Annotated in this window: 21 protein-coding genes; 7 read left to right on the top strand and 14 right to left on the bottom strand. The window is 55.1% G+C overall.

The window, feature by feature from the left end; genetic code table 11:
- The first annotated feature begins 46 nt into the window (after positions 1-46).
- Complete coding sequence (locus tag ACT6RZ_RS02025; RefSeq protein WP_444700521.1) at positions 47-688, top strand: pyridoxamine 5'-phosphate oxidase family protein; 642 nt, start codon at positions 47-49, stop codon at positions 686-688.
- A gap of 55 nt (positions 689-743) precedes the next feature.
- Here the strand turns inward: ACT6RZ_RS02025 and ACT6RZ_RS02020 are convergent, their stop codons facing one another.
- The 6 genes from ACT6RZ_RS02020 to ACT6RZ_RS01995 all read right to left on the bottom strand — a co-directional run bounded on the left by ACT6RZ_RS02020 (position 744) and on the right by ACT6RZ_RS01995 (position 7,816).
- Positions 744-3,308, bottom strand: a complete 2,565-nt coding sequence (locus tag ACT6RZ_RS02020; RefSeq protein WP_444700520.1) for an EAL domain-containing protein — start codon at positions 3,306-3,308, stop codon at positions 744-746.
- 278 nt (positions 3,309-3,586) lie between these two features.
- Positions 3,587-3,910 carry a hypothetical protein gene (locus tag ACT6RZ_RS02015; protein WP_444700519.1) on the bottom strand — a complete coding sequence of 108 codons (324 nt, stop codon included), beginning with the start codon at positions 3,908-3,910 and terminating at the stop codon, positions 3,587-3,589.
- Positions 3,911-4,079: 169 nt separating this feature from the next.
- On the bottom strand, positions 4,080-6,083 hold the full coding sequence (locus tag ACT6RZ_RS02010; protein ID WP_444700518.1) for a hybrid sensor histidine kinase/response regulator: 2,004 nt from the start codon (positions 6,081-6,083) through the stop codon (positions 4,080-4,082).
- A 255-nt stretch (positions 6,084-6,338) separates the two neighbouring features.
- Positions 6,339-6,767, bottom strand: a complete 429-nt coding sequence (locus ACT6RZ_RS02005) for an RDD family protein (protein ID WP_444700517.1) — start codon at positions 6,765-6,767, stop codon at positions 6,339-6,341.
- Positions 6,768-6,933: 166 nt separating this feature from the next.
- On the bottom strand, positions 6,934-7,302 hold the full coding sequence (locus ACT6RZ_RS02000) for a DUF6232 family protein (protein ID WP_444700516.1): 369 nt from the start codon (positions 7,300-7,302) through the stop codon (positions 6,934-6,936).
- Between the two features lie 145 nt (positions 7,303-7,447).
- Positions 7,448-7,816, bottom strand: coding sequence for a DUF6232 family protein (locus ACT6RZ_RS01995; RefSeq protein ID WP_444700515.1), 369 nt, complete (start codon positions 7,814-7,816; stop codon positions 7,448-7,450).
- Positions 7,817-8,065: 249 nt separating this feature from the next.
- Between ACT6RZ_RS01995 and ACT6RZ_RS01990 the strand changes: the two genes are divergently transcribed.
- Entirely contained in the window at positions 8,066-8,455 is a 390-nt protein-coding gene (locus ACT6RZ_RS01990) for a hypothetical protein (protein ID WP_444700514.1), read from the top strand.
- Positions 8,456-8,465: 10 nt separating this feature from the next.
- Here the strand turns inward: ACT6RZ_RS01990 and ACT6RZ_RS01985 are convergent, their stop codons facing one another.
- Both ACT6RZ_RS01985 and ACT6RZ_RS01980 read right to left on the bottom strand, forming a co-directional pair.
- Entirely contained in the window at positions 8,466-9,833 is a 1,368-nt protein-coding gene (locus ACT6RZ_RS01985) for an ATP-binding protein (RefSeq protein WP_444700513.1), read from the bottom strand.
- Positions 9,830-10,492 carry a response regulator transcription factor gene (locus ACT6RZ_RS01980; RefSeq protein WP_444700512.1) on the bottom strand — a complete coding sequence of 221 codons (663 nt, stop codon included), beginning with the start codon at positions 10,490-10,492 and terminating at the stop codon, positions 9,830-9,832. Before ACT6RZ_RS01980 ends, ACT6RZ_RS01985 begins: the two co-directional genes overlap by 4 nt.
- Positions 10,493-10,659: 167 nt before the next feature.
- Here ACT6RZ_RS01980 and ACT6RZ_RS01975 point away from each other — a divergent pair, with 167 nt between their 5' ends.
- The 5 genes from ACT6RZ_RS01975 to ACT6RZ_RS01955 all read left to right on the top strand — a co-directional run bounded on the left by ACT6RZ_RS01975 (position 10,660) and on the right by ACT6RZ_RS01955 (position 17,261).
- Positions 10,660-11,949 (top strand): TolC family protein, encoded by a 1,290-nt coding sequence (locus ACT6RZ_RS01975; RefSeq protein ID WP_444700511.1) that lies wholly within the window; start codon positions 10,660-10,662, stop codon positions 11,947-11,949.
- A gap of 31 nt (positions 11,950-11,980) precedes the next feature.
- A complete protein-coding gene (locus ACT6RZ_RS01970) occupies positions 11,981-13,213 on the top strand; it encodes an efflux RND transporter periplasmic adaptor subunit (protein WP_444700510.1) in 1,233 nt (410 codons plus the stop codon).
- A gap of 15 nt (positions 13,214-13,228) precedes the next feature.
- On the top strand, positions 13,229-16,294 hold the full coding sequence (locus ACT6RZ_RS01965) for an efflux RND transporter permease subunit (protein WP_444700509.1): 3,066 nt from the start codon (positions 13,229-13,231) through the stop codon (positions 16,292-16,294).
- A 230-nt stretch (positions 16,295-16,524) separates the two neighbouring features.
- Complete coding sequence (locus ACT6RZ_RS01960; RefSeq protein WP_379057834.1) at positions 16,525-16,698, top strand: DUF1328 domain-containing protein; 174 nt, start codon at positions 16,525-16,527, stop codon at positions 16,696-16,698.
- A 191-nt stretch (positions 16,699-16,889) separates the two neighbouring features.
- On the top strand, positions 16,890-17,261 hold the full coding sequence (locus ACT6RZ_RS01955; protein WP_444700508.1) for a YidH family protein: 372 nt from the start codon (positions 16,890-16,892) through the stop codon (positions 17,259-17,261).
- 48 nt (positions 17,262-17,309) lie between these two features.
- On the opposite strand, the gene ACT6RZ_RS01950 is transcribed toward ACT6RZ_RS01955, so the two are convergent.
- The 6 genes from ACT6RZ_RS01950 to ACT6RZ_RS01925 all read right to left on the bottom strand — a co-directional run bounded on the left by ACT6RZ_RS01950 (position 17,310) and on the right by ACT6RZ_RS01925 (position 26,314).
- Positions 17,310-18,473: an efflux RND transporter periplasmic adaptor subunit gene (locus ACT6RZ_RS01950; protein WP_444700507.1), complete on the bottom strand. Its 1,164-nt coding sequence runs from the start codon at positions 18,471-18,473 to the stop codon at positions 17,310-17,312.
- Positions 18,463-21,642 (bottom strand): efflux RND transporter permease subunit, encoded by a 3,180-nt coding sequence (locus ACT6RZ_RS01945; protein WP_444700506.1) that lies wholly within the window; start codon positions 21,640-21,642, stop codon positions 18,463-18,465. Before ACT6RZ_RS01945 ends, ACT6RZ_RS01950 begins: the two co-directional genes overlap by 11 nt.
- Entirely contained in the window at positions 21,635-22,603 is a 969-nt protein-coding gene (locus tag ACT6RZ_RS01940) for a VTT domain-containing protein (RefSeq protein ID WP_444700505.1), read from the bottom strand. The genes ACT6RZ_RS01945 and ACT6RZ_RS01940 overlap by 8 nt, the downstream gene beginning before the upstream one ends.
- A 124-nt stretch (positions 22,604-22,727) precedes the next feature.
- Positions 22,728-23,822 carry a calcium:proton antiporter gene (locus ACT6RZ_RS01935; RefSeq protein WP_444700504.1) on the bottom strand — a complete coding sequence of 365 codons (1,095 nt, stop codon included), beginning with the start codon at positions 23,820-23,822 and terminating at the stop codon, positions 22,728-22,730.
- 233 nt (positions 23,823-24,055) lie between these two features.
- Positions 24,056-25,123, bottom strand: coding sequence for an NAD(P)-dependent alcohol dehydrogenase (locus tag ACT6RZ_RS01930; protein WP_444700503.1), 1,068 nt, complete (start codon positions 25,121-25,123; stop codon positions 24,056-24,058).
- A gap of 237 nt (positions 25,124-25,360) precedes the next feature.
- Complete coding sequence (locus tag ACT6RZ_RS01925) at positions 25,361-26,314, bottom strand: AraC family transcriptional regulator (protein WP_444700502.1); 954 nt, start codon at positions 26,312-26,314, stop codon at positions 25,361-25,363.
- Between the last annotated feature and the right edge of the window lie 52 nt (positions 26,315-26,366).

The raw sequence follows: 26,366 nt of genomic DNA, 5'->3' as shown, positions 1-26,366 counted from the left end.
GCATGACTAGAATGCAGTTGTGGTTCAACACATAGCGGAGAAGATCATGAATGCACATCTGGATCAGGTTTCAACTTTAGTTTCGCCCAGTGAAATCGCCTTCACCCCAGCGGTAAAGGCACGGCAGCAAGAAAACGGTTCAAGAGCCGGCTATGCAAAATTTGAAAGCAGCCGCGGTTGGGAATCACAGGTGACGCCGGTACTGGCAGATTTTATCGCTGCGCAGACCAGCATGTATATGGCCACCGCCAATGCAGAAGGGCAACCATATATGCAGCATAGAGGTGGCCCGCCTGGTTTTCTGCATGTGCTGGACGAGCAGACACTGGCCTTTGCCGATTATGCCGGCAACAAGCAATACATCACTGCCGGCAACCTGGATGACAACCCGAAAGCGCAGCTTTTTCTGATGGATTATGCCCATGCGCAACGCGTCAAGATCTGGGGCGTAGCGAAAGTGGTGACCGGGGACCCAGAGTTGCTGGCGCGGGTAGCGTCGCCGGATTACGCGGCACGCGTAGAGCGCGTGATCGTGTTTACCGTAAAAGCCTGGGACGCCAATTGCCCTAAACACATCCCCCGATTATTGCGGGCAGAAGATGTGCTGCCAGCGATAGAGCAGCGTGACCAGCACATCGCCACGCTGGAAGCGCGCATAAAAGCGCTGGAAGTAAGCTTGCAAGCCTAGAAGTCACAGCACAGTCGCGCCAGCGGCTGTGCTGTTTTAGTGTGCAGTCACAGCGTTAGGACACCGGCTGCTGCCGGGCTAATACCCAGGCTTCGAACTCTGCCCTGGGCAACGGTTTTGCATAGTAATAACCCTGGATATAATCGCAGCCTATGCTGTCCAGCAATGCCAGCTGCGCTTCAGTCTCTACCCCTTCTGCCACGACTTTCAGCCCCAGTTTATGCGCCATCATGATAATGGCTTCAACCAGCGGGTAGTCGGTAGATTCGGCGGCGATATTGGTGATAAAGCTGCGGTCTATCTTGAGGTAATCCACCTCTATGCGTTTGATATAGGCCAGTGATGAATAGCCGGTACCGAAATCATCAATGGCCACTTCTATGCCGGCTTCGCGGAAACGCAGCAGCTGTTGTGCGGTTTTGGCCGAAGCATCCAGCAACACGCCTTCGGTGATCTCCACACACAGGCAATTATTGGTATTGGCGGCAGAGGCGATCAGGTTGAACCAGCGGTCAAAGTAGGCCGTGTGCTTGAATTGCACCGGCGACAGATTAACGCTGATCTGAAAGTCGGGGTGTAGCTGGCTGCGCCACTTGAGCGCCTGGTCCAGGCATTCTATAAATACCCAGCTGCCTATCTCGTGGATCAGGCCTGCGTCTTCAGCCAGCGGAATAAACTCGGCCGGACTCACCATGCCCATGCTGGCATGCCGCCAGCGGATCAGGGCTTCGGCTTTGGTGACTGCCCCGGTTTTGAAATTGACCAGCGGCTGGAAATAGATCTCAAACTCATGGTTGAGCAAGGCATTGCGCAATTCGCGCTTCTGTTCGGTGCGGCGGTTGGCTACATACTGCATCTCCTGCGTATAAAACGAATACTGGTTACGGCCCAGCTTTTTAGCTTCGTACATGGCCTGGTCTGCATTCTTGATCAGGCTGGAAGCATCGTCAGCGTCGTCCGGGTAAACCGTGATGCCTATGCTGGCCGAAATGTAAGTGGCATGCGTATCTACCATGATAGGCGCCTGCAATAGCTCGAGGATAGAAGTGGCGACCTTGGTCGCCGCCTGCGAATCATGCACGTCCAGCAGCGTCACCGTGAATTCATCGCCACCCAGGCGCGATGTGCAGTCGGTCACACGCACCACTGCATTCAGGCGGCGGGCGACTTCTATCAGTAACTGATCGCCGCCTTGATGGCCCATGGCGTCGTTCACTTCTTTGAAACCATCCAGGTCCAGGTAAAGCAGGATGACTTTGGTGCCCAGGCGGTTGGCACGAAAAACCTCCTGCTGCAGCCGCTCCTGGAACAAGCGGCGGTTAGGCAGATGCGTCAGCGCGTCGTAATTGGCTTCATACCAGATGCGCTCTTCATGCTTTTTCTTCTCGGTGATATCAGAGAACAACACCACCCTTCTGAATGGCAGCCCTTTATCATCATTGGTGGTATTGACCGTCACCCAGTTGATGTACTCTTCGCCGGTTTTTTTCACCCCGCAGATCTCGCCGCGCCAGGAGCCTCGTTCCTGCAGGTCTTTGCGTATCGCGTCATAAAAATCGCGGTAATGCCGCGGCGAACCGAAAGTGACAGGATGGTGGCCTATGACTTCTGATGACTGATACCCGGATATTTTGGTGAACGCCGGGTTGGTGGCGATGATCATGCCATTGATATCCAGCACCAGCATGGCTTCACTGGTGTTCTTGAATATAGAGTCAGACAGCCGCAGTTCTTCGGCGCTACGATGACGCTCGATGGCGATACGCGCCAGATTGGAGAGATATTCCAGTTGCTCTATATCTGCCTGCGCCGGCGTTTGCGGGTAGCGATGATAAATGGCGAAGGTACCCGCCACATCATGATGGTCGACGATGATAGGCACCGACCAGCACGAAGCCAGGTTGTACTGCGCAGCCAGTGCCTGGTAACCCTGCCAGCGGCTATCGGTCTGTATATTGTCGACCATGACAGGCTTGCCTTCAAACGCCGCCGTGCCGCATGAGCCTACATTAGGGCCTATCTTCAGGTTCTCTATCGCCTCAGAATAGCCTGTCGGCAAGCTTGGTGCCGCGTAGTTGCGCAGGAACTGCTTGCTGCTGTCCAACAGATGAATAGAGCACAAGCGCTCGGGGTTCTCTTCTTCTACCCCGCGCACCAGATAACCTAAAATCTCTTTCAGCGGTGCGTTATGCGCCACCAGGTCAAGCACATGGTTCTTGATCTGTTCGCGCTTTTCGGCGCGTTGCCTGTCCACCATAGGGCGAACGATGGCGCAGTTATATTCCAGACCATGGTATTCAATATAATTGGAGTTGATCTCAACCGGTAAGAAGGTACCGTCTTTTTTGCGGTGTTGCGTTTCAAAGGTACGCGAGCCCTGGGCTTTCAGTCGCTGCAGATGCGCAGCCCAGCTCGCAGGTGTATAACTCAGATCGATATCGAAGATCTTCAGCTTGTAGATCTCTTGCTTGCTGTAACCCAGCGCCGTATAAGCCGCTTCATTCACATAGACAATGTCGCCGGCCGCATTGATCCAGGTGATCCAGTCCTGGATCTTGTCCAATGAAAAACGTGAAAATAACGTGAAATCCAGAAAATCTTCATGATTGGCAACTGGCATGCATCTCTCCCCTCTTACTACCTCTGCTGTCTACGCAACTGTGTTCACACATGCAACCTGCGCGCAGCCATATTTTTACTAGACCACATTTATGACAATATAGTTGTGTGAAGTTTTATCTGTGATCTATATTTAGCGGTTGTAACGCAGCCAGGGTGAGGCGCGATGCAGCAGGTGTTTTTATCATGACATCAGGCCGCGCGCAAAAAAGCCCGTGCCTGGGTGTGAAGCTGGAGTGCGAGTGAAGGACTGATTCAAGACAGTTTGAGCTGCGCCCATCAGGCATAAACGTCAATCTGGCCCTGATGCCGGCTTTGCATGACAGCGGTATTTGCTGCCGGTTTTTCCTGCTGTTTGCTGGCTTTCTCCGCTTGTTGCTGAATCAACTGCTCAAGCTTGGCTTGTGCGATCTGAATCTGCATCTGTATGCCTTTGGCCTTTTGCATGCCAGCCTCGCTGGATTCATTCAAAGCTTCGCGCAGGCTCTTGTTGAGTGCAGCCAGTTTTTGTTTCAGCCCGGCGATGCTGCTGTCATTGCCTGCGGATTGGCCACCGGCGCTAGCTGTTGCCAGCGAGCCGGTACTGATCGCTATTGAAGTCATGGTTTATGCTTATTGTTGATGTCCATGACTCTTTAACAGCCTGAATCGGGATTTCTTTAGCGCTTTGGGCCGCCGCAGAAAAAAATAATCGCAAAAACGCATCAGCTAGCCAGATGCGAGACTGGCAATACGCCGACCTCAAGCCTGGCCTGCGCCTGGCGGGTGTTGCTTACGGCTTTAAAGTCGCCTTCTCTGCCACATCGTTGATCAACTTGATCAGCACTTCAAAATCCACAGGTTTGACCAGGTGGTGATCAAACCCGGCGGCAAAGGCAGCTTTTTTATCCTCGGCCCTGCCGTAGCCGGTGACTGCGATCAAGGTGGCTGCACGCATAGCCGGGTTGGCTTTGATACGTTGCGCGAGCTCATAGCCATCCATTTTGGGCAAGCCTATATCCAGCACGCACACCGTGGGCAAGGCGGTTTCGATCAGCTGCAAGGCTTTCAGCGAGTCATGTTCCACCAGCAGTTCATGACCATACAGCTCGATAAATGTCGCCAGGGTGGTGGCGGCATCCACATTATCGTCCACCACCAGCACGGTTAGTTTCTGCGCTTGCGCCTCAAGCAGCTCAGGCGTGTTTTCTGCTGACGTTTTTTCGGCCCACAGCGGCAAAGTGATGGTGAACTGGCTGCCTTTATTCAAGCCTTCACTAAAACAGGTGATGGTGCCATCATGCAGTTTGAGCATGCTTTTCACCAGTGCCAGGCCTATGCCCAGCCCGCCTTGCGAGCGGTCTGAGCTGCGTTTTGCCTGCGCAAACAATTCAAAGATGGACTCCTGATCTTCACGCAGTATGCCTATGCCATTATCGCTGACGGTGATGATGACATTGCCATGTTCGACCTTCATCGTCAGTGTGATCTGGCCGCTGTTTTCTATGTATTTGGCAGAGTTGTTGAGTATATTGGAAACCACCTGCACCAACCGCTTGTGGTCACCCAGCACCATGGCAGCTTGCGGCGTGAGCTCTACGATCAATTCATGCTGCCGCGATTCGATCAGGGGTCGCACCTGCTCCAGAGAACTGGCGATCACCGCCCCCATATCTTGTGGCAACTTCTCGATATTCACCAGCCCGCGTGTGACGCGCGAGACATCCAGCAGATCATCCACCAGGCCGACCATGTGTTTGACCTGCCGCTCTATGATCTGGCTGGACTTTCTCACCTTGGCTTCTTCATAATTGCTCAGCACCATGATCTGGGTCGCGGCGCTGATAGGCGCTAACGGATTTCTTAATTCGTGCGCCAGCATGGCCAGAAACTCATCTTTTTTCAAATCGGCCTCTTGCAGGGCTTCTTTGTTCTGTTTGAGCATCTCCTGTGCATCATGGCTCTCAGTCACGTCGCGCGTGGTGCCTGCGACAGCCACCACTTCACCAGTACTGTCGAATACCGGGGCAAAGATATAGTCGTAGATCCTGCGGCCGAAGGTGCCGGTAAAAGCCACTTCGCCACGTATCGGTTTCTTGGTCGCGCGGACGATGTCTATTTCTTTGTGATGCATCTCTGCATGCCAGTCTTCATAGCCCAGCTCTCTGAGCGTCTTGCCGACGATCTGTTCGAACGGCCTGCCCAGCATCTGCACCAGACCTTCATTGACATAGGAGAAACGCGGTTCCGGCACCGAAAAATCAAAGTTGTAGATCAGGTCAGGAGTGGCTGAAAGTATGGTTTCATATAACTGGGCCAGCTGCTCGAATTTTCTGAGATTGGCATCTTTCTCTTGTTCCAGCTGGCGTAGCAGTGCGGTTTTTTTCTCCAGCTCGGCTGCTAGCGCTTTGCGCTCTTGAATCAGCTCACAACTGCCGACAAAACCAGTGAACACGCCTTGTGCGGAATAGCTGGGCACGGCCTTATCCATGACCCAGTGATAACTGCCGTCATGGTGCTTCAGGCGATATTCAGTGCTATATGCCTGTTGCGTGGCAAACGCCTGCGCGGCAATTTCCCGGCAGTGTGCAATATCTTCAGCATGCACGCTTGCTGCCCAGGCTGATTCGCCCGCCTGTGCTGACTCGCAGCCGGTAAACTCACGCCACTGTTTATTAAAGAATGTGTCATCCCCTGACAGCCACATCATCACCGGGGCATATTCAGCCATGGCACGGAAGCTGATCTCGGCATCATCTGGTTTAAAAGGAATCGCTTCAGAGGTCTTGGTTGGCATGGCAGCTCTTGTTCGCCGTGATGGCTGGGTCAAACGAATGATGGGTTGATAGCGGCTTAATCGTGCGGGTTGATTTCAAGTGCTCACTATAGCACTTATGCTCGAGAATAATGGAGCTTGCGAGTAATGGCGCAGCCATCACTAAAAACAACAGGCGTTTACATCACTTGTGCCGTCATCATCCATGGCCGCTTGTACTGCATGGCTAAATAAGACTGCAAGCGAGGCATACTGCCCCGCTTGTAGCATGGCCGTTTATTTATTGCGCCGTACCACGACTGTGCCAGCCAGCTTGTCATGCCATCCTTGCTTGCGCTTATCGAAGGCAGCCCAGATAAAACCTAGCCCAAATGGGATAACTGCAAGGTAATAGGCCAGGTAGCGGCCTATGGCCTGGCCTTTGGTCAGCGTATTACCCGTCTCGGCATCTACCACTTTGGCAGAAATAAGCATCTTGCCGGGCGTGGCTTCTTTGGTGACCCAGAACACGATCACGACGACCGGGAACAGCAACCAGGAAATTAAATTCTCTACAGGCCCGAGTGCGAATTCCGGCGACAAGAATGCGTCGCCATACACTAGCTGGATAAAAGGCCAGACGATAAGTGTCGCTAAAATGGTGTCTACCACAGAAGCAAGAAAACGCGCCCAAAACCCAACATACTCTACATCATCTGCCTGCATAGCCTACCCCTTGTTGTTGTTTGAATAAGTGAAAGATCCCAATTTGAATATTCAGCCCGCCTGAGCGTTTCACACTTGCATTCTACCTCTGCGGCCAGTAAAAAGCCCCTGGTCATAGGGGCTTTTTATATGATGCACTCACTCGCTGCCGCCGCACAGGCTGTCATTAATCCCTATGAATGATGGCAGTATTCAGCGCCCGTATCACGCGGTCTATATCGTGGCTGCTCTCACTGCTGAGTGCCTGGTGTTCGCCGCTGGCAGTATGGATGACAACGGAATACTTGGTCTTGGAGGTGAACCAGGCCACCATGCCAAGGGCGATGGCAAAGCCACCGACGAACATGAAGATATCTTCAAAAATAAACATGAATGCGCCTGCCAGTATACAAAAGGTGGCGAATGCGCGGCTGGGTTCTGTCATGCCGTGTTCCACGGCGATCACGTCCTGCAAGGCATAGGTGAGTCCGTCGGCAATAAACTGGATATTGCTGACTTTGATGCCTTCAAGACTGAAGAATATGAATTCTTCCATTGCTGGTCCTTTTCAGTTTGCTTGCTACTGCTGATCTGTTTGCAGAAGGTACTGTGCGCCATGACAGGGCATCACGGCCACTCTTGCCAGTCTGCGGCAATGATGCCATCAGAGCAGCATGCACTGGTGGTTTCAGGCCGGGCGTTCAGCTTCTGCTGATTATAGCCGTATTCAGGGCGCGGATGACCCGGTTGATATCATGACTGCTGGCGCTGGTCAGCGCCTGTTTTTCGCCTTCTGCGGTATGAATGACCACAGAGTACAGCGTTTGTGCGCTAAACCACGCCAACATGCCCAGGGCGATGGAGAAGCCACCGACCAGCATGAACACATCCTCAAATATCATCAGGAACGAGCCTGACAACATACAGAAGGTAGAAAAGCCGCGCCGGGGTTCGATCAGGCCGTGTTTGACCGAGGTGACCTCATCAAGATGATAGGTTTGCCCTTCAGCGATAAACTGGGTGTCACTGACCTTGATACCCTCAAGGCTAAAGAATACTTGTTCTTGCATCATGTAGGTCCTAAACAGGCGCGCATTGCATAGTGAACAGGCGACGTATTTGTACAAACATACTTTACTACAAATTAATATTTATTGACATCAAGAAAACCATGACTTTACTGCTTTGTTCCGTAAATCATCAAGCGGCGCGCAAAAACAGCGAAACACCTGACATTTGAGTGTTAGTGTGTATGATTGAAACAGTGCGGCTGCGTTGTCGCCGCACGTATAAAAATGGCTTACAAGGGATTTCGGCTTATGCATGAAAAAGAATTTGTCGCGAAAGACGGCTTGACTTACACCATCAGCATCAATGCGTCGGGGGAAGAGATCACGGTAGCGCAAGACAGCGCGACACTGGGCGTGATAGACCTGAAACGCGTGAACAACCCACGCGGCCCCCACTACTACCTGATCACGGTGCTGGACCTGGAAAAATGCAAACGAAAAGGGCTGGGCGAAGCCAGTCTCAGGTATCACCAGCAGGTGTTTCGCCTGCCACTGACCGCCAATGGCGATGTGCGCGAAGGCAGGCGCTCAAACGAAAGCCAGTTGACCAGGGACGGCATTCTGTTTATCCAGAAGATGCGTGCCAGAGAAGTGGTCGCCGCGGAAGACTTCCACGATGCTTTTAGTGAAGATGAATAAGCCAGCCAACTTAAAGGCTGTCTGTTTTAGCGCCAGTAGCCATAAATCTCACGCTGACGATCAATCCAGCCCCGGCTGGCCGGTTAGTCAAACGTACGTCGGCATGGTGCTTGTGCGCGATCTCTTTGACGATGGCCAGGCCCAGGCCTGAGCCTGAACCTAGGGCGCCTGACTCTGGTGAGGCTGCATCCTGCGCCCGGTAAAAACGGTCAAACACTTTATCCAGCGCTGCCGGCGCTATGCCAGGGCCTGAGTCTTCAACCTCAAACAGCACAGCGTCAGCTTGCTGGACCAGTTTAAGGTTGATGGTGCCCTGCGGCGGGGTATAGTGTATGGCGTTGATGATGACATTATTGAGCATGATCTCTATCTCTTCCGCCATGCCGTGTATATGCACCTGGTCGCTGTGGGTAAAGCCTATATCCAGTTGTTTCTTGAGATAGATGGCTTTTACCTCATTGAGTACTTTGATCACCAGCGGGTTAAGCGGTATCGCTTGCTGCGCCAGGGGCAAGGCATCCGGGTCCACGCGCGCCAGCGTCAGCAGTTGCTGCACCAGGCGCTCCATACGTGCGACACCCGCATTCGCCAGACTGACCCACTGCTCGAACTCATGTTTGCCGGCGTCGGCCATGGCGCTGATCTGCAGCTTGAGCGCGGTGACCGGGGTACGCAACTCATGGGCGGCATCACTGGTGAAGCGCTTTTGCATGGCTACGGTCTGCGCCACCTTGTGCATCCATTGATTGAGTGCCTGCACTATAGGCCTCAGCTCGCTCGGCATTTTTTCAAGGGCTAAGGGCTGCAGGCTCTCCGGGCTACGCGCAGCGATGGCGCTGGAAATAGCCAGCAAGGGCCTGAAGGTCTTGCGTATCAGCAGCAGGGCGATCACCACCAGAAAAGGCACGATCAGCAGTTGCGGAATGATCAGGTGTATGGCGGTTTCACGGATGGTGCGCTGCCTGAGCTTGTCATCCTGCGCCACGATCACCGTCAATGCTGCACGTTTCACCACATAGACCTGCCAGCGCTTGTGGTTGACCCATAGGGTAGAAAGCCCGGCCGGTGCAGAACTGGCATCAAACACCTGCTGGTGCGAACTATAGACTGCGGTTTCGCCATTAAAGACCTTGATCAGATAATCTTCCTCACCCTGGATCTTGCTGTTGGCTGGCGGTGCAGGCGGTGTGCCCGCTGATAACAGCAACTGGCCGTCATTCGCGGCGATCACAGTTGCCAGCTGCTGCAAATTGGCATCATAGAGTTCGCCCAGCTCTTCTGCCGCCGAGCGATAGGATAAAAATGACAGCAGGCCGATCACGCCCACAATGGCGATGGTCAGGTATATCGCCAGCTCAGCCCGGATAGATTGCGTCATGCGTCGTGTTGCTCGGGAAAAGCGTAGCCTATGCCACGTATGGTTTGTATCAGCTGGGCGCCGAATTTTTTGCGCAGATGGTGTACGTGCACTTCCACCGCATTGCTCTCCACTTCATCGCCCCAGCCATACAGCCTTTCTTCCAGCTGTGCTTTAGAAAATATCATGCCTGGTTGCGCCATCAGAGTATGCATGATGGCGAAGGCTTTACTGGATAAGCGCTGGCTGACTGTGCCCACAGTCAGCGTATAGTTTGCGGTGTCCAGCACCGTGTCGCGCACCCTGATCTGGTTAGAGCGGCGCTCTTCTTTTCTGCGGAAGATCGCGCGCAGGCGAGCTTCCAGCTCTTCAATAGAGAACGGCTTGAGCACGTAATCATCTGCCCCGGCATCCAGCCCCTGTATGCGGTCTTGCACCGCATCCCTGGCAGTGACGATGATGACAGGGGTAAGGTCGCCGGACTGCCGCAGCTGCAACAGAAAATCCAGCCCGGACTGATGCGGCAGGCCAAGGTCGAGAAAGATCGCATCATAGCTTTCACCCGCCAGCGCAGCTTTTGCCTGCAAGGCATCGGTCACCCAGTAAATGGCGTGCGCGCGCATGGCATGCTGCAAGCTCTCGCCTATCATCACATCATCTTCTACTAACAAGAGTTTCAAACCGGTTTCCCTGTCATGCATCACAGCCATTGTTGCTGAGTGACCTTAAGGCAAGCTTAAAGCCGGTTTAAGTTTGCCTTAAGAATAGCCGCGCAAGATGCGGACTATTCCATAGCACGGTCATTTACCCCATGCATTTTCAATTTCAAAAGATAAGCGCTGTCATTGTGACATTACTGCTGGCCGCTTGCCAGAGCGCACAAAAAGTCAGCGATCCTTCGCAGCTGGTGCAGACCCTGCAGCAGACCCTGCCGCAGCCAGCGGATGCAGGCTCGCAAGCGCAGGCAAACTATTTATCCGAACAGGAGGCCGTGCTCTCTGCGCTGGCGCAGAATCCGGGTTTCAAGGCACAGTTGAATGATTTGAATCTGGCCAATGCCGAGATAGACCAGGCAGACCAGCTGGCAAACCCATCGTTATTCTACGCCTTTGGCGCTGCCAACAAGCCTTATCGCTATGCGATCGAGTTTCCCATTGAAGCACTGTGGTTACGGCCTATTCGTACCAGACAAATGCAATACCAGGCGCAAGTCACGCAGCAGCAGTTGCTACAGGCCGGTTTCAACCTGATCCGCGACACCCGCGTCGCCTATGCCCAGGCAGTGATCGCCACAGAGAAACAGGCCAGGCTGCAGCAGGCGTTTCAACTGAATCAGTCCATCGCCGACCTGGTTAAAAAACGCGAACAGCTGGGCGACATCAGCACACAGGAAGTATTGCTGGCAGAAAACGAAGCCTTGCTGTCAGGCCGCGATGCACAGCTTGCCAGCCTGGATAGCCAGCTGGCGCAAACACAGCTGATGCACCTGATAGGCCAGGCTGAAGCGAGCAAGACCTTAAACCTCAGTGACGCACTTATCCCGGCCTGCAGCACTGTGGATATCGCGCAACTGAAGACACAGGCGCTGACCAGCCGGCCGGACGTGCTGGCAGCAGAGGCTGCCGTGGCTGCCACCCGGCAAAAACGTCAATTGACCGGCCTCAACTGGCTGAATGCCGCGGTGATCGCCGATGCCACCAGTGGCGAAACCAGTGGCCATACGCTGGCACCCGCCATCCGTGGCAGCCTGCCGCTATTCAATCAGAACCAGGCACAGATCAGCCGTGCCGATGCCGAGCTGGTAAAAGCACAGCAAGAGCTGGAGGCAGCCAAAGTAAAAGCCTCGCTCGAACTGCAAACTGCACACCTCAAATATCAGCGTGACTGTCTGGAATGGCGCCAGTTGCATGAGCAATTACAACCCAATGTCGCGCAGACGCTACGCGCGGCTGAACAGGCTTACCAGCATGGCGATATCGCCTACCTGAATGTGCTGGAAAGCAGCAAGCGCTTTATCGGGCTGCAGTTACGTGAAACACAATTAAAAGCAGACCTGGTAGGCAGCTGGTCAGAATTGCTGCGCAGTAGCAGCCACAGCGCCATCCCAATCACAATCCCCAGCCAGCAGATCCGCTAACGTCCAGATCACTTACAGGAAATCACTCGCCATGTCAGCCCTACTCTCTGTTTCATCTCTTACCCTGCCCCGCAGCCTATTGCTATGGTGGTCGCCGTTACTTCTGGCCATCACCCACCCTGGCATAGCCGCTGAAAACACTACCAAAGCGTCTGCCACGCCAGCTATTGCGCATACGACCACGATCTCTGAAACGCAGCTCAACCAGGTCAGCCTGCCGTTTGAGGCGATCAAAAAACTGGGCATCAGCAGCAGCAAAGTCACGGCGGCCAGTGTGCAACCCTATCAAAGCTATCCGGCAGAGGTGAGTGTGCCGCCTGCCGCGCTGGCTGCCTACAGCACGCCGGTCAGCGGCACGGTGCAGCCAGCACCCGGCTTGCATATAGGCAGCAAAGTGCAGGCCGGGCAACGCCTGTTCACCATCACCCCCATAGTCTCACCAGAGACGCGTTTGAGCCTGATGACCAGCCTGGCCGATGCCAGCGGCCAGCAACAGGCAGCCGAAAAGCAACTGGCTGCACATACCCTGACCCTGAACCGTTCCAGCCAGTTACAGGCTGAACGCGTGGGCAGCCAGAAAGCAGTCGATGAAGCACAGGCCAATGTCGCACTGGCCCAGGCCAGCCTGCAGGCCATCCAGCATAAGCGCCATTTATTACAACAAGCGGTTGAACAAGGCGCCACCGGCACCTATCACGTGACTGCGGCCGGCCCAGGGCTATTGGGCAATGTGTATTTCACGCCTGGCCAGCTGCTGGTGGCTGGTGCCAGGCTGGCAGATGTGGTGAACCAGGACACCTTGTGGGTGACGGTGTCGCTGCCGCACGCCCATCTCAGCCGCCTGAATCTGACAGCGGATGCCTGGCTTGCGCACCAGCCGGGCGACAGCCTGGCGGCATATAGCCTGAAGCCGGTTTCCAGCATGCCGGAAGGCGACATGCTGAGCGGCACGCGCAAACTGGTATACGCGGTGCAAGCCAAAGGCGACATCGTGCCCATGCAGCGGCTGACAGTGCAACTGCCCTTGCGCCACACGCAGCGGCCACGCCTGAGCCTGCCTTGTTCGGCCACCATCGTCGATATTTATGGCAATACCTGGGTCTATCTGCAGCAGCAGGCGACCCAGTTTACGCGCCAGCCAGTCTTTATCAGCCAATCCACTGCGCAAGGCTGTGTGCTCTCGGACCAGCGTCTGGCGGGTAAAACGGTGGTCACCCAGGGCGCGCAGGAACTGTTCGCGATAGAAACCGGCTACACACATTAATTTCGGGAACCAACCATGTTAAAAAAATTAACCATGCGCGCCATCCAGACGCGTTATCTGGTGATCGCCTGCGCCGTGATCCTGATGCTGGCGGGCTTTAAAACCATACAGCAAACGCCTATGGATGTGTTCCCGGAATTCGCCCCGGTCAAGGTTGAGATACAGACCGAAGCACCTGGACTTTCCAGTGTTGAAACCGAACAGCTGATCTCTATCCCGGTCGAGCACGCCATGAACGGCATCCCGCAGATGAAGACCCTGCGTTCCAAATCTGTGCTGGGCCTGTCGTCTGTGGTCATGCTGTTTGAAGAAGGCACCAGCATCGCTGAAGCCAGGCAAGCAGTGCAGGAACGCCTGCTGCTGGTAGCACAAAAGCTACCTGCGGTTGCCAGGCCGCCGGTCATGCTGCCGCCGTTATCCTCATTGTCCAGGGTGCTCAAGATAGGCCTAAGCTCCAGCCACGACTCATTGGCCGAATTGAGTACCAAAGCACTATGGACGGTGAGACCACGCCTGATGGCTATCCCCGGTGTGGCCAATGTCGCCATCTGGGGCCTGCGTGAACAGGAATTGCATGTGCGGTTTGACCCGCTGAAACTGGCGCAGCACCAGCTGAACGCAAGCCAGATCAGCCAGCAGCTGGGCATCGCCCTGCAGCCGGACGGCGCGGCATACCTGGATACTGCCCAGCAAAGAATGGCCGTCAGCTATGACAGGCCCACTCTGAATGCCGAGGATTATTTGCAACTGACGGTGGGCTACGCCAAAGCGACGCCTGTCAAACTGGGCCAGGTGGCAGAGATCAGCTGGGGCCATGCGCTGCCTATAGGCGATGCGGTGGTGAACCAGGGCGATGGCTTGCTGCTGATCGTGGAAAAACACCCGGATGCCAATACCTTGCGCGTCACGCAACAGATAGACCAGGCATTGCGCGAGTTGAAACCTGCCCTGCCGCATATCAGTGTCGATGCCACTATTTTCAGGCCGGCCACGTTTATAGAGACCGCCTTGCACAATTTGCAGAGTGCTTTGCTATGGGGTGCCTGCCTGGTCGCCGTGATCCTGGTGCTGTTTTTACGCAACTTCAGGGCGGCGCTGATCAGCCTGGCGGCGATCCCGCTTTCCCTGGTGACCGCTGTGTTATTGCTGAGCTGGCTGCAAGTGAGCATTAACACCATGGTACTGGCCGGGCTGGTGATTGCCCTGGGTGAGGTGGTGGATGACTCCATCATAGACCTGGAGAATATCCTGCGTGCCCTGCGCGCTAACCGTTTGCTGGCGCAACCGAAAAGCCTGCTCAAAGTGATCACCCAGGCCTCGTATGAGGTACGCGGCGCCGTCATTCATGCCACGCTGATCGTGATGTCTGTCTTTATCCCGGTATTTTTTCTGCAGGGCATCGCCGGCGCTTTTTTCAAACCGCTGGCCTATGGTTATCTGCTGGCGATCTTCGCCTCACTGCTGGTGGCGCTGATAGTCACACCGGTGCTGGCCTACTGTTTGCTCAAGTGTGAGGGTGACCAGGCGCCTGTAGCGCATCAGACCACGCCACCGGCATGGACCCGGCAGCTACTGGCGCGACCAAAAGCGGTGATCGCAGCCGCCGCGCTGTTGTTTTTCGGCATGCTGGCCAGCCTGCCTTTTCTCGGCTCTGAATTTCTGCCTGCGTTTAAAGAAACCGATTTCCTCATGCATTTTGTCGAGCGCCCGGGCACCTCTATCGCGCAGATGAAAGCCATGTCACTGCGCGCAAGCCAGGCCCTGATGCATATTGAAGGGGTACGCAACCTGGGGGCGCATATCGGTCGTACAGAAGTCGCCGATGAGGTGGTCGGCCCTAATTTTGGCGAGCTGTGGGTCAGTATCTCACCTGAGGCCGACTATGAAAAAACCATGGCCAAGATACAGCAAAGCATCAGCGGCTATGCCGGCATTTTCACCGATGTGCAGACCTACCTGAAAGAACGCAGCAAAGAAGTCATGTCCGGCACCAGCGCCAGTATCGTGATCCGGCTATTTGGCAATGATGTGGATACCTTAAGGGACCAGGCAGAACGCATACGCCTGGCAATCGCGGATATCCCGCACCTGAGTCATTTGAAGGTCGAGTCGCAAGCGCTGATCCCGCATATCCATGTGCGACTGAATACTGCGCTGGCAGACCGTTACGGCGTAACCGAAAAAGAGGTGAAACAAGCACTGAGCCTGATGACACTGGGCCAGATACAGGGTGAAGTCTATGTGGGGCAGCAGCGTTTTAATGTGCGGCTGGTGAGTGCTGTGCCTGCGCGCGACAGCCTGCAGGCCTTGCGCCAGATCAGCATACAAAGCCCGTCCGGGGCGGTGGTCGCTCTGGCAGATGTCGCCAGTGTCACGGTGCAACCGACGCAAAATGAGATCAAGCGCGAAGCCGCTTCGCGAAAGATCGATATTTCTACCGACGTAGTGGGCACGGATATCGGTAGCGTGGCGCAAGAGATAGAATCCAGGCTGAATCGGCTGCCCCTGCCGGCAGGCTATTATGTACGCATGCTGGGCGAATACACCGAGCAGAAAACCGCCTCCCGCACACTGGTCAGCTACAGCCTGCTGGCGTTATCGCTGGTGTTTTTGCTGATGTTCATGAGCCTGAAGTCGGTACGACTGACCGCGATGCTGTTCGCCGTGTTGCCGGTCGCTGTGGCAGGCGGGGTGATAGGCATCTGGCTGATTGGTGGCGTTATCTCGCTGGGGGCCATGATAGGGCTGATCGCAGTGCTGGGTATCGCCGCCAGAAGCGGTATCTTGCTGATCTCGCGCTATCAGCAACTGCGGCACAGCCGTGCCTATGCCCTGCCTGCATTGCTGGCAACGGCAGTCTCTGACCGTTTGCGGGCGATCAGCATGACCACGCTGGCGACCAGCATGGCGCTGGTGCCTATCATACTGAAAGGGCCGGTGTCAGGTTACGAGATCGAATACCCGCTCGCCGTGGTGGTGGTTTGCGGCCTGCTGTCATCGGTAGCGGTCAACCTGATGCTGCTGCCGGCACTGATACTGCTGTTTGACAAAGGTAACGATGGCAGCACCCATGTCAGATAATCACTATCTGTCAGTGTGTCTGCCTAGGTGGCGGCTATCGCCAGCAGAGCGCCAGCCTGACAGCACTGCCGGCCATTTCACCCGCCGCAGCCGGCGTGGGAATACCTGTGCATAGCCTGGCTGCAATGTAGGTGATTTCCTACCTGCATTGCAGTTAATGCCCTATACGCAAACAGGGGCCTGGCTTTTATGATTTAACTACACTTACTAACAAATAAGGGGTCACAAAAATGCTTTATTACGCATTGGTATTTCTAGTTATTTCCATCATTGCCGGGGCCTTGGGTTTCCGTAGTGTTGAATCCGGCGCCGCCAAGATATCAAAAGTCTTTTTCTTTATCTTCCTGATCCTGGCTATCGGTGTCGCCATTCTGGCCATACTGGGCATCAGCCTGTTTGCCTGATCTGGACTGTCTGCCTGATCTGGACTGTCTGCCTGAACCAGACTGTTTGCCTGAACCCTGGCTGACCATCACCTGCCTGGAGCCAGCCGGCCCCGGGCGTAACCGTGATCTGTGCACCGCGAAACGACTTACTTAGGCATTCTGCCGGGTAAGTCGTAGAATGGCTGCTGGTCTTTCCTTGAGTGCATGCCATGTCTTACCTTGACGATCCACGTGTTTATTTTGCTGCCGAGCGCACCCTGCTGGCCTGGCAACGGGCTTCTATCGCATTGATGGGCCTGGGCTTTGTGATAGAACGCTTTGGTTTGTTTATCAAGCTGATGGCGCACGAGAACCCGCTGTCTGATTCACAAAGCACCCTGTCTTTGTATATAGGCGTAGGTTTTATCCTGATAGGCGCTGGCACTGCCCTGCTCTCCGCATTGCAGTTTGTGGTGTTCTGTAAAACACTGGGCGCGCAAGAAAAACCGCGCGGCCATATCTTCTGGCTGCCACCGGCAGTCAATGTGTTTCTGAGTGTGTCCGCGGCCGCATTGAGTGCCTGGCTGATCCTGTCGCGCTGACCGGCAGCTGACCTGATCAGACTGCGCGCCAGAATACCTAAAAATAAGTTATTTAGCCGCGTCAGCCGTAGTGGCGATCTTGACTGGATCACCATCCACCACGCCATCCGGCGGGTTTTCAATCACGCGGTCACTGGCAGTCAGGCCAGACTGTATCTCCAGTGTCTTACCCAGGTCACGCGCGATAGTGATGGTTTTCAGGCTGATCTGGTTATCGGCATTCACCGTCGCTACTTTCAAGCCGTTCTGGTCAAAGATCAGCGCGCTGGCCGGGATAGTCAGAATACCTGTGGCTTCCTTCAGTTGCAGGCTCACGTTGGCAAAACCACCCGGCAGGAACCTGCCGTCCGCATTATCCACCAGCAGTTGTACCAGGGTGGTGCCAGACGACGCATTGATGGCGCCCGAGGTGGATTGTATGGTGGCTTCAAAACGGCCGTCAGGATATTCAGGCACGCCGAAACTCGCCTTGCTGCCTGCACGTATATGGCTGACGTAATTCTGCGGCACATTGATGTACAGGCGTAATTTGCGCGTGTTGGAGATTTCAAACAAGGGCTGCGCGCTACTGCCGCTGCTACCGGCATTGATGAGTGCGCCGGTATCGGTATTGCGCGCGGTGACAGAACCGTCGAACGGTGCCACTATGCTGGCAAAGCCTTTCAGTGCCTGCAAGCGCTGCACATTGGCTTCGGCGGCTTTCACCAGCGCCTGTTTGCTTTGATAGTCACCCAGTTTTTCGTCCACTTCCTGGCGGGCGATGGATTGCGTTTTCAGCATATCCTGCCAGCGTTTGGCTGTGGTTTCTGCCAGGCTGACATTGGCTTGCGCACTGGCCAGGTCGGCCTTGGCCTGCAACAGTTCCTGGTCAAGGTCAGGGGTCTCCAGCTCGGCCAGCAACTGCCCGGCTTTGACGGCACCGCCGATATCGACTTTCCACTGTTTGAGGTAGCCGCTGACCCGTGCATAGATAGGTGCACGCGCATAGGCCTCAAACCGGCCTGGCAAGATCAGCTGATTGCCTTCTGCCGCACTGCCAGGCTGGTTGACGCTGACGGTGGGCACCGCTTGCTGTTCGGTCCAGTCCTTGAGTTTGGCGTGCTGGCTGGCGCGCGTGGTGATGCCAACGATGACGATGGCGATCGCCACCAGCACAAGCAGCAAGCCACCCAGTTGCAGGCGACGGGAGGGGCGTGGGGAATTACTGGTCATGAGTCTCTCCTGTAGAGCTGCTGACAGGGGTAAAAGTCGTTTTTTTGTGTATGCCGGCAAACACTACCGGCACAAAGAATAAAGTAGCTATGGTGGCAAAGATCAGGCCGCCGATCACGGCGCGCCCCAGTGGTGCGTTCTGCTCGCCGCCCTCGCCCAGACCCAGCGCCATAGGCGTCATGCCTATCACCATGGCCAGCGCAGTCATCAACACCGGGCGGAAACGCACGAATCCGGCATCAATGGCGGCGGCGGTCGCATCCTGCAGTTCTGCCAGGCGTTCGCGCGCAAAGCTGATCACCAGCACACTGTTGGCAGTCGCCACGCCCATACACATAATGGCCCCGGTCAGTGCCGGCACCGACAGTGGTGTATAGGTCACGAACAGCATCCAGACTATGCCTGCCAATGCCGCTGGCAAGGCGGTAATGATCACAAACGGGTCACTCCAGGATTGCAGGTTGACCACGATCAGCAGATAGATCAGCACGATGGCACCCAGCAGGCCGAAGAATAAGCCGGTGAAGGCATGATCCATGGTATAGGCTTGCCCCAGCATCACCACAGTGGCCGCTTTAGGCACCTGTGGCTTTGTTTCATCGAGGATCTGGCGGATATCAGCGGCGACCGCGCCCAGGTCTCTGTCCTGGGTGCTGGCGTGGATCTGCACCATGGGCTGGATATCGTACTGGCTGACCACGGCATTGCCGATATTGCGTTTAAAACTTGCCAGGGCACCCAGGGTCTGGGTTTGTCCGTTGCTGCCGCTGATAGGCAGGTTGGCCAGCGTATCCAGGCTATCCAGCTGGTATTGCGGGGTTTGCAACACGATGGAATAAGTCACGCCATTGGCCGGGTTCAGCCAGTAGGTGGGTGAAACCTGCGAACTGCCCGCCATATTGATCACCATGCTGTTGGTCACATCGCGGGTGCTGATGCCTATCTCCTGCGCGCGCGTCCTGTCCAGGGTGATATCGAATGCCGGACGGCTGCGCGACTGCTGGATACGTGCATCGACCACGCCGGGCACCGTGCGTATCCTGGTCAGCAAGTGGTTGGCGTATTCAAAGTTATCCGCCAGCTTGCCACCGCGGATCTGGATATCTATGGGCGCCGGTGAACCAAAATTCAGGATCTGGCTGACGATATCGGCAGGCGGGAACGAGAACGTGGTATCCGGGAACTGTTGTGGCAAGGTTTCGCGCAAGGTGCGCACATAACCGGCGGTCGGCCCATGTTCCGGCTTGAGCGCGATCTGGATATCACCATCCTGGGTGCCTATCAGGCCGGTGTTGTTATACGTCATATTGATACTGCTGATAGGGATGCCTATATTGTCCACTATGGTCAGTATCTCCTTGGCAGGAATGACTTTTTTAATAGCTGTCTGGATATTGGCAAAGCGGCTGGCGGTCTCTTCAATGCGGGTACCCACAGGCACACGTGCGTGCATCAGGATCTGCCCGCTATCCACCGCGGGGAAAAATTTGCTGCCCAGCATGGGTGTCAGCAGGAACGACAGCAGGACGATAGCCATAAAGCCGCCCATGAACAGCCGGCTGTGTGCGAGTGCCATTTCCAGCAAGCTTTTATAAGACAGGCGCATGCGCTCGAAGCCAGCTTCAAAACGCCGCTGGAAACGCACCAGCGGGTTACGGCTGGCAGTGGTCTGTGCCTCGCCGTGCACATGCTGTTTCAGCATGTAATTCGCCATGGTAGGCACCAGCGTACGCGACAGGATAAACGAGCTGACCATGGCGAACATCACTGCTTCGGCCATGGGTACGAACAGGAAGCGCGACAGGCCTTCGAGGAAAAACATGGGCACGAACACGATACAGATACACAACAGCGAGACAAACGCAGGCGTCACTATCTGTGCCGCACCATCGAGTATGGATTGCTCCACCGGCTTGCCTTGTTCGAGGTGCCAGTTGATGTTTTCTATGGTGACGGTGGCTTCGTCTACCAGTATGCCCACCGCCAGCGCCAGGCCACCCAGGGTCATGATGTTCAGCGTCTCGCCTGTCACCGACAAGCCTATGATGGCGCCCAGGATAGACAGCGGGATAGAGGTGGCTATGATCAGCGAAGAGCGCCAGCTGCCGAGAAACAGCAATATCATCAGACTGGTCAGGATAGCGGCCAGCACACCCTCAAACACCACACCATGTATGGCCGCGCGTACAAACAATGACTGGTCGTTGATGGGGGTGGCGACCAGCGTGTCCGGCAGGCCGGGTTTGATTTCTTCCAGCTTGTCTTTAATGCCCTCGACGATAGCCAGCGTGGAGATGGCCCCGTTTTTCAGTATGGTCATCAATACTGAACGGTTGCCATCCACATGCACGATGTTGGTCTGAGGCGGGTTGCCATCGCGCACCTGCGCAATGTCGCGCATATAGATGGTGGCGCCATTGACGACCTTGACCGGGATATTGGCCAGCTCATCTACCCCGGAAGCGGCGTTATTCAGGTTGAGCGTGTATTCAATGCTGCCTATCTTCTGCGTGCCTACCGGCACGACCAGGTTATGCGCAGCCAGGGCGTTAGACACATCCTGCGCCGACAGCCCGCGTGCCTGCAAGGCAGAAGGGTTGAGGTCTATCTGGATCTGCCGGCTTTTGCCGCCATACGGGAAAGGCACGCCTGCGCCTGGCACCGTCACCAGGCGTATACGCACCGCGTTCAATCCGAGATCGGCCAGGTTCTGCTCGGTCAGCCCTTTGCCAGACAAGGCGATCTGCAAGATAGGCACGGTAGAAGCGTTGTAGTTCAGGATCAGCGGCGGCGTAGTGCCGGTCGGCATTTGCCGGGTCACGGTCTGCGAGATCGCCGACACCTGCGCATTGGCAGTCGCGATATTGACTCCGGGATGGAAGAATATCTTGACGATAGAAATACCGTTGATCGAATTGGCTTCTATATGTTCGATATCATTGACGGTGGTCGTCAGCGTGCGCTGGTAAAGCGTGGTGATGCGGCCTGCCATCTCGTCTGGTGGCAGACCGGCGTATTGCCAGGCCACGGCCACGATAGGGATGCGTATCTCGGGGAAGATATCCACCGGGCTACGCATGGCAGACAAAGTGCCGGCGATCAGGATAAGCAGGGCCATCACCACAAAGGTATAGGGCCGTTTGAGTGCGATGCCCACTACATTAAACATGGGTTTCCTTTGCCGGTGCCGCCGTATCGACCACCTGCACGCTGACGACCTCAAAGCCGGCATCGCGCCAGGCATCTATGCCGCCGGTGAGTGGCCGGATATTGCGATAACCGCGATTGATCAGTTTTTTGGCGACTTTGGCAGCGGTGACTTCGTTCGGGCAGGAGCAATACAGCACCACAGGCGCATCGTGGTCTATATCCAGCACCAGGCTGTCAGCGTCTTCCAGCGTAATGAATTGTGCGCCGGGTATCCAGCCGTCATCCACCAGATGGGCGGCACGCGTATCGAGGATCACAGGTGCGGCACCACTGTTCAGCATCTCGTTCAACTCCTCTATGCTGATGCGCGCCATACGCAGGCTTTTGATAAAGCGTTGCCTGTCCCACCATTTATAGGCAATAAACGCCGCCAGCAACACCAGCACCAGCAAGGTGCCCCATTTGCCCATTTGCACCAGGGTGAGCATAAGTTCATCAATGGCAGAACTGAAAAGACTACCCAGCCACAGCGCAGAACCGGCCCACAGCGTGGCACCCAGGCCATCCATCAGCACGAATACCAGGAAACGCGTGCCGGAAGAGCCGGCCAGGGCGCTGGAAATAGAAGCAAAGCCGGGAATGAACTTACACACCAGCAGTGCCGGCGGCCCGAACTTCAGGTAGAGCGATTCGGTTTGCCTGACACAGGTATCCGGCGACAGGGAGATCTTGCATAGCTTGCCCATCACCCGTTTGCCGTATTTGCGCCCGGCCATGTACCAGATGGAATCAGCGATCAGGGCGGCGATCACCGCCACTGCCAGCAAAGTGCCCAGACTGTATTGACCGTTGCCTATCAATACGCCGGATAGCAATAAAGTGGGATACGCTGGTAACGGCAAACCCAGCTGTTCGAGCAGCACATTGGCAAACACGATCAGCAGGCCGAATTGTTGCAGTAGTTCGAGAAGAGTACTCATGATTCACTTATACATCAGCCTTTGCATGGCTGTTGAGCCAGTTGCCTGACTGTTAGTCTTTATAAACAGCAGCTGTTGCCTGAAAGATCCAGCTGCGGTGCCTTAATCACGCCATGCATGGCGATCACATGCCTAATGTGGCCAGCATGGCAAATGCCATAAACAATACAAAATGCGTCATGCCTTCTATGGCATTGGTTTCGCCATCATGCAGATTAATGGTGGCGACCACCAGAGTCAAAAACGTCATCACCATCTGCGTCGGTGACAGGCCGACGATCAGCGGCTTGTTCTGTATCAGGGCGATCGCCTCTATCACCGGCACGGTCAGGATCACGGTGGACAAGGTCGCGCCCAGCGAGATATTCACCACCGTCTGCATGCGGTCGTTCGTCGCGGCCTTCAGCGCAGTCAGCACTTCAGGGCTGGCGGCGATGACGGCCACCACGATGGCCGCCACGATAGGCGGCACCCCGCTACCAGTCAGCCCGGCATCCATATGCATGCTCATCTCTTCAGACAGCAGGCCTATGGTGATAATGCCCACCAGGATATACACGATCGCCAGCCTGACATCGACTATGGTTTTGCGCGTGTTCGCTACACCTAACAGCTCCTTGCTGTGCTGGTCGCTGTAACTGAAATAATTACGGTGCCTGCCGGTCTGCATCTTGAGGAACAGCCCATAAAACACACTCATGGTGATGATGGTGAACATCGAATACAGGCGCCAGTGCTCGGGCGGCAAAAACGCTGGCAACACCATGGAGATCCCCAGCGCAGTCATGATCATCACAATATAAGTATTGCCGGAGTTGACGTTATATTCCACCTCGCCATATTTGATACCGCCAACAATGGCACACAAACCGAGAATACCGTTCATATCCAGCATCACCGCCGAGTAGATCGCATCCCGCGCCAGCGTGGTTGAAGAGGTATGGCTTAACATCATGACGATGATCACGACTTCAATGATCACCGCGCTGATAGTCAGTATCATGGTGCCATACGGCTCTTTAAGCCGCTCTGCCACATACTCCACCTGGAACGACAGCTGAAAAGCCAGGTTGATGATCAGCAGTACAAACACTATGGAAACCACCAGCGATTCCTGCTGGCCGATATGCATCACCTTGTCGATCTGGGTGAGGGAAAGATAGGCAAGTATCGATATCACCAGTGATATCAGGCCCTGGGGAGGTTTTTCTGCAAGCATGCGCTAAGTGAAAAATGAACAGATAACCATCTTAACACCGACCTTAGTCTTGCGCCTTTAAACCAGCCAATTTGTAGCGCATTTCATGCCAACCTGACAGATTACCCCTCAACCCGGTGTTTTTTTGCCACACGGCCCTGGCCTTTTAACCACCCCTGTTATTGCTGCACAGCAACCATCAGCCAGCCCGGGTTGTGCATCTGCAAAACCCGGCCAGCCAAAGTCGCCATATCTTAAGCGTTCAACGTAGATCTCAGTGAAGCGATATCGATCACAAAGCGGTATTTCACATCGCTCTTAAGCATGCGTTCGTAAGCCTGGTTGATATAGTCTGCATCTATCATCTCCACATCGCTGACGATATTATGCTTGCCGCAGAAATCCAGCATTTCCTGGGTCTCTGCGATACCGCCTATCAGTGAACCCGCCACCTGGCGGCGTTTCAATATCAGGTTGCCACCGTGCACATCCACAGGGTCCAGCGGACCGACCAGCACTATGGTTTTATCGCGCTTGAGCAAGCCTATATAAGGGTTGAGGTCATGCGCGACCGGCACCGTGTCTATGATCAGATCAAAACTGGCGGCGTGTTTGGCCATGTCATCGGCATCTTTGGAGATCAGCACTTCGTGTGCCCCCAGCTTGGTGGCATCGGCGGCTTTGCTGGCTGAAGTGGTGATCATCACCACATGTGCGCCCATGGCTGCGGCCAGTTTCACCCCCATGTGCCCCAGGCCACCGAGACCGATGATGCCGACTTTCTGGCCAGGCTGTACATTCCAGTGTCTGAGTGGCGAATACAGGGTGATGCCGGCGCACAGCAACGGCGCAACCGCTTTGGTATCCAGGTTCTCGGGCACGCTGACGACAAAGTTCTCATCAACAGTGATACGCTCGGCATAGCCGCCAAAGGTCAGGCCACCATGTCTGGGGTCTTTTGCGTTATAAGTGAACACCGAGCCATCACAATACTGCTCTTCACCGGCGTCACAGTCTGCGCAGTGGCGGCAGGAGTCGACCATACAGCCGACTCCGACCAGTTGCCCCAGCTTGAACTTGCTCACATGGGCGCCAACTTTGCTGACGCGACCAACGATCTCGTGGCCAGGCACCATGGGATATAAAGAACCACCGCCCCACTCGTTTCTGGCCTGGTGGATATCGGAATGGCAGATACCGCAATATTCGATATCGATCAGCACGTCGTGCGGACCAGGCTCGCGCCGGTCTATGCTCATAGGCGCTACCGGGGTGGTCGCGTTTTGCACACCGTAGGCGGCTGTTTTAAAGGTGATTGCCATAGCAGGTTCTCCATATCATTTTTGTTGCAGCAAAAAAATCAATATGCCATCAGGGCGAGACTGAGACCCCGACGACATTAACCTATTAAGTCTAAAAGAATCACCCGCAAAATAATTGCCAGCTTTTCTTGAATGATTGCCTAAAGCTATGAGTTTGCCTGCCCACAGTGTTTGCCGCTGGCGGCTTATTGCTGCGGCTTATTGCTGCCACCTATTGCTGCAACTTATTGTTGCCACCTATTGCTGGACAGTGACATATTTCGCCGCCGCCTCACTCGGGGTGGTGATTAGGGCACTGCGCACCGCGCTGACTTCTTCCATCGGGCTTTTGCCGAACATGCGCTTGAACTCGCGGCTGAACTGCGAGGCGCTCTCGTAACCTACTTTATTGGCTGCCAGCGTGGCACTCAGGCCATCCTGCACCATCAGCAGGCGCGCCTTGTGCAGACGCGTCATTTTCAGGTACTGGATAGGTGAAGTGGCGGTGACATCCCTGAACGCCGCATGAAAAGAAGGGACACTCATGGTCGATTCCGACGCCAGCTTGTCTACATTCAGCTCTTTGTCATACTCGGCATGGATCAGGCGCAAGGCCTTGCTGATCTTGCCCATATTATTGTGCGTACTGTGCGCAGCCAGGATGGCAGACGCCTGCGAGGTCTGCAAAATGCGGTAATGGATCTCGCGAATGATGGACTGGCCCAGTACCGTGGCATCCGCTTTAGACTGCAGACACTCCAGCAGCCTGACCACGGCATTGGATAAACGGGCATCCAGCGGCGTGGAGGTGATGCCGCTGCGGCCATTGATCTTCATCGGCGTGTCATGTTCCACGCTCAGCAGCAATTCCGAGATCATGGAAAGATTGATACGGATAGAGATCGCCAGCAAAGGTTCTTCCAGCGAGGCTATGGTTTCACTCTCGAATGGCAGCGGCACCGACAGGATCAGGAACTGCTGCGGATTGTACTGATAGACCTCGCCACCCAGATAGCCTATCTTTTTGCCCTGACAGACAAAGACGATGCTGGGCTCATAAAATACCGGGCTGCGTGGAATGGCGCGATTCCAGCGCATCAGCTTGACGCCCTCCAGTGCCGTGAGGGTAAAGCCCTCATTAGGCGTCTGGCTGGATAACAGCGCAATGGTTCTATCCCTGTCGTGGGCAGACCAGCAATCAAGGTTGCTCATATCATTTAAATACCAAAGTGATTAGGCATGAATATTACACCCGATTAGCTAT

It is taken from the genome of Methylophilus sp., from assembly GCF_052437885.1.
Classification (GTDB): domain Bacteria; phylum Pseudomonadota; class Gammaproteobacteria; order Burkholderiales; family Methylophilaceae; genus Methylophilus.
The sequence above is the reverse complement of the archived record's forward strand: the minus strand, read 5'-3'. Positions and strand labels throughout refer to the sequence as shown.

What these genes read in the sequence shown, in the direction of transcription:
- ACT6RZ_RS02025 (WP_444700521.1), top strand. Translation starts at nt 47, where the DNA reads ATGAATGCACATCTGGATCAGGTTTCAACTTTAGTTTCGCCCAGTGAA.
- ACT6RZ_RS02020 (WP_444700520.1), bottom strand. Translation starts at nt 3,308, where the DNA reads ATGCCAGTTGCCAATCATGAAGATTTTCTGGATTTCACGTTATTTTCA.
- ACT6RZ_RS02015 (WP_444700519.1), bottom strand. Translation starts at nt 3,910, where the DNA reads ATGACTTCAATAGCGATCAGTACCGGCTCGCTGGCAACAGCTAGCGCC.
- ACT6RZ_RS02010 (WP_444700518.1), bottom strand. Translation starts at nt 6,083, where the DNA reads ATGCCAACCAAGACCTCTGAAGCGATTCCTTTTAAACCAGATGATGCC.
- ACT6RZ_RS02005 (WP_444700517.1), bottom strand. Translation starts at nt 6,767, where the DNA reads ATGCAGGCAGATGATGTAGAGTATGTTGGGTTTTGGGCGCGTTTTCTT.
- ACT6RZ_RS02000 (WP_444700516.1), bottom strand. Translation starts at nt 7,302, where the DNA reads ATGGAAGAATTCATATTCTTCAGTCTTGAAGGCATCAAAGTCAGCAAT.
- ACT6RZ_RS01995 (WP_444700515.1), bottom strand. Translation starts at nt 7,816, where the DNA reads ATGCAAGAACAAGTATTCTTTAGCCTTGAGGGTATCAAGGTCAGTGAC.
- ACT6RZ_RS01990 (WP_444700514.1), top strand. Translation starts at nt 8,066, where the DNA reads ATGCATGAAAAAGAATTTGTCGCGAAAGACGGCTTGACTTACACCATC.
- ACT6RZ_RS01985 (WP_444700513.1), bottom strand. Translation starts at nt 9,833, where the DNA reads ATGACGCAATCTATCCGGGCTGAGCTGGCGATATACCTGACCATCGCC.
- ACT6RZ_RS01970 (WP_444700510.1), top strand. Translation starts at nt 11,981, where the DNA reads ATGTCAGCCCTACTCTCTGTTTCATCTCTTACCCTGCCCCGCAGCCTA.
- ACT6RZ_RS01965 (WP_444700509.1), top strand. Translation starts at nt 13,229, where the DNA reads ATGTTAAAAAAATTAACCATGCGCGCCATCCAGACGCGTTATCTGGTG.
- ACT6RZ_RS01960 (WP_379057834.1), top strand. Translation starts at nt 16,525, where the DNA reads ATGCTTTATTACGCATTGGTATTTCTAGTTATTTCCATCATTGCCGGG.
- ACT6RZ_RS01955 (WP_444700508.1), top strand. Translation starts at nt 16,890, where the DNA reads ATGTCTTACCTTGACGATCCACGTGTTTATTTTGCTGCCGAGCGCACC.
- ACT6RZ_RS01950 (WP_444700507.1), bottom strand. Translation starts at nt 18,473, where the DNA reads ATGACCAGTAATTCCCCACGCCCCTCCCGTCGCCTGCAACTGGGTGGC.
- ACT6RZ_RS01945 (WP_444700506.1), bottom strand. Translation starts at nt 21,642, where the DNA reads ATGTTTAATGTAGTGGGCATCGCACTCAAACGGCCCTATACCTTTGTG.
- ACT6RZ_RS01940 (WP_444700505.1), bottom strand. Translation starts at nt 22,603, where the DNA reads ATGAGTACTCTTCTCGAACTACTGCAACAATTCGGCCTGCTGATCGTG.
- ACT6RZ_RS01935 (WP_444700504.1), bottom strand. Translation starts at nt 23,822, where the DNA reads ATGCTTGCAGAAAAACCTCCCCAGGGCCTGATATCACTGGTGATATCG.
- ACT6RZ_RS01930 (WP_444700503.1), bottom strand. Translation starts at nt 25,123, where the DNA reads ATGGCAATCACCTTTAAAACAGCCGCCTACGGTGTGCAAAACGCGACC.
- ACT6RZ_RS01925 (WP_444700502.1), bottom strand. Translation starts at nt 26,314, where the DNA reads ATGAGCAACCTTGATTGCTGGTCTGCCCACGACAGGGATAGAACCATT.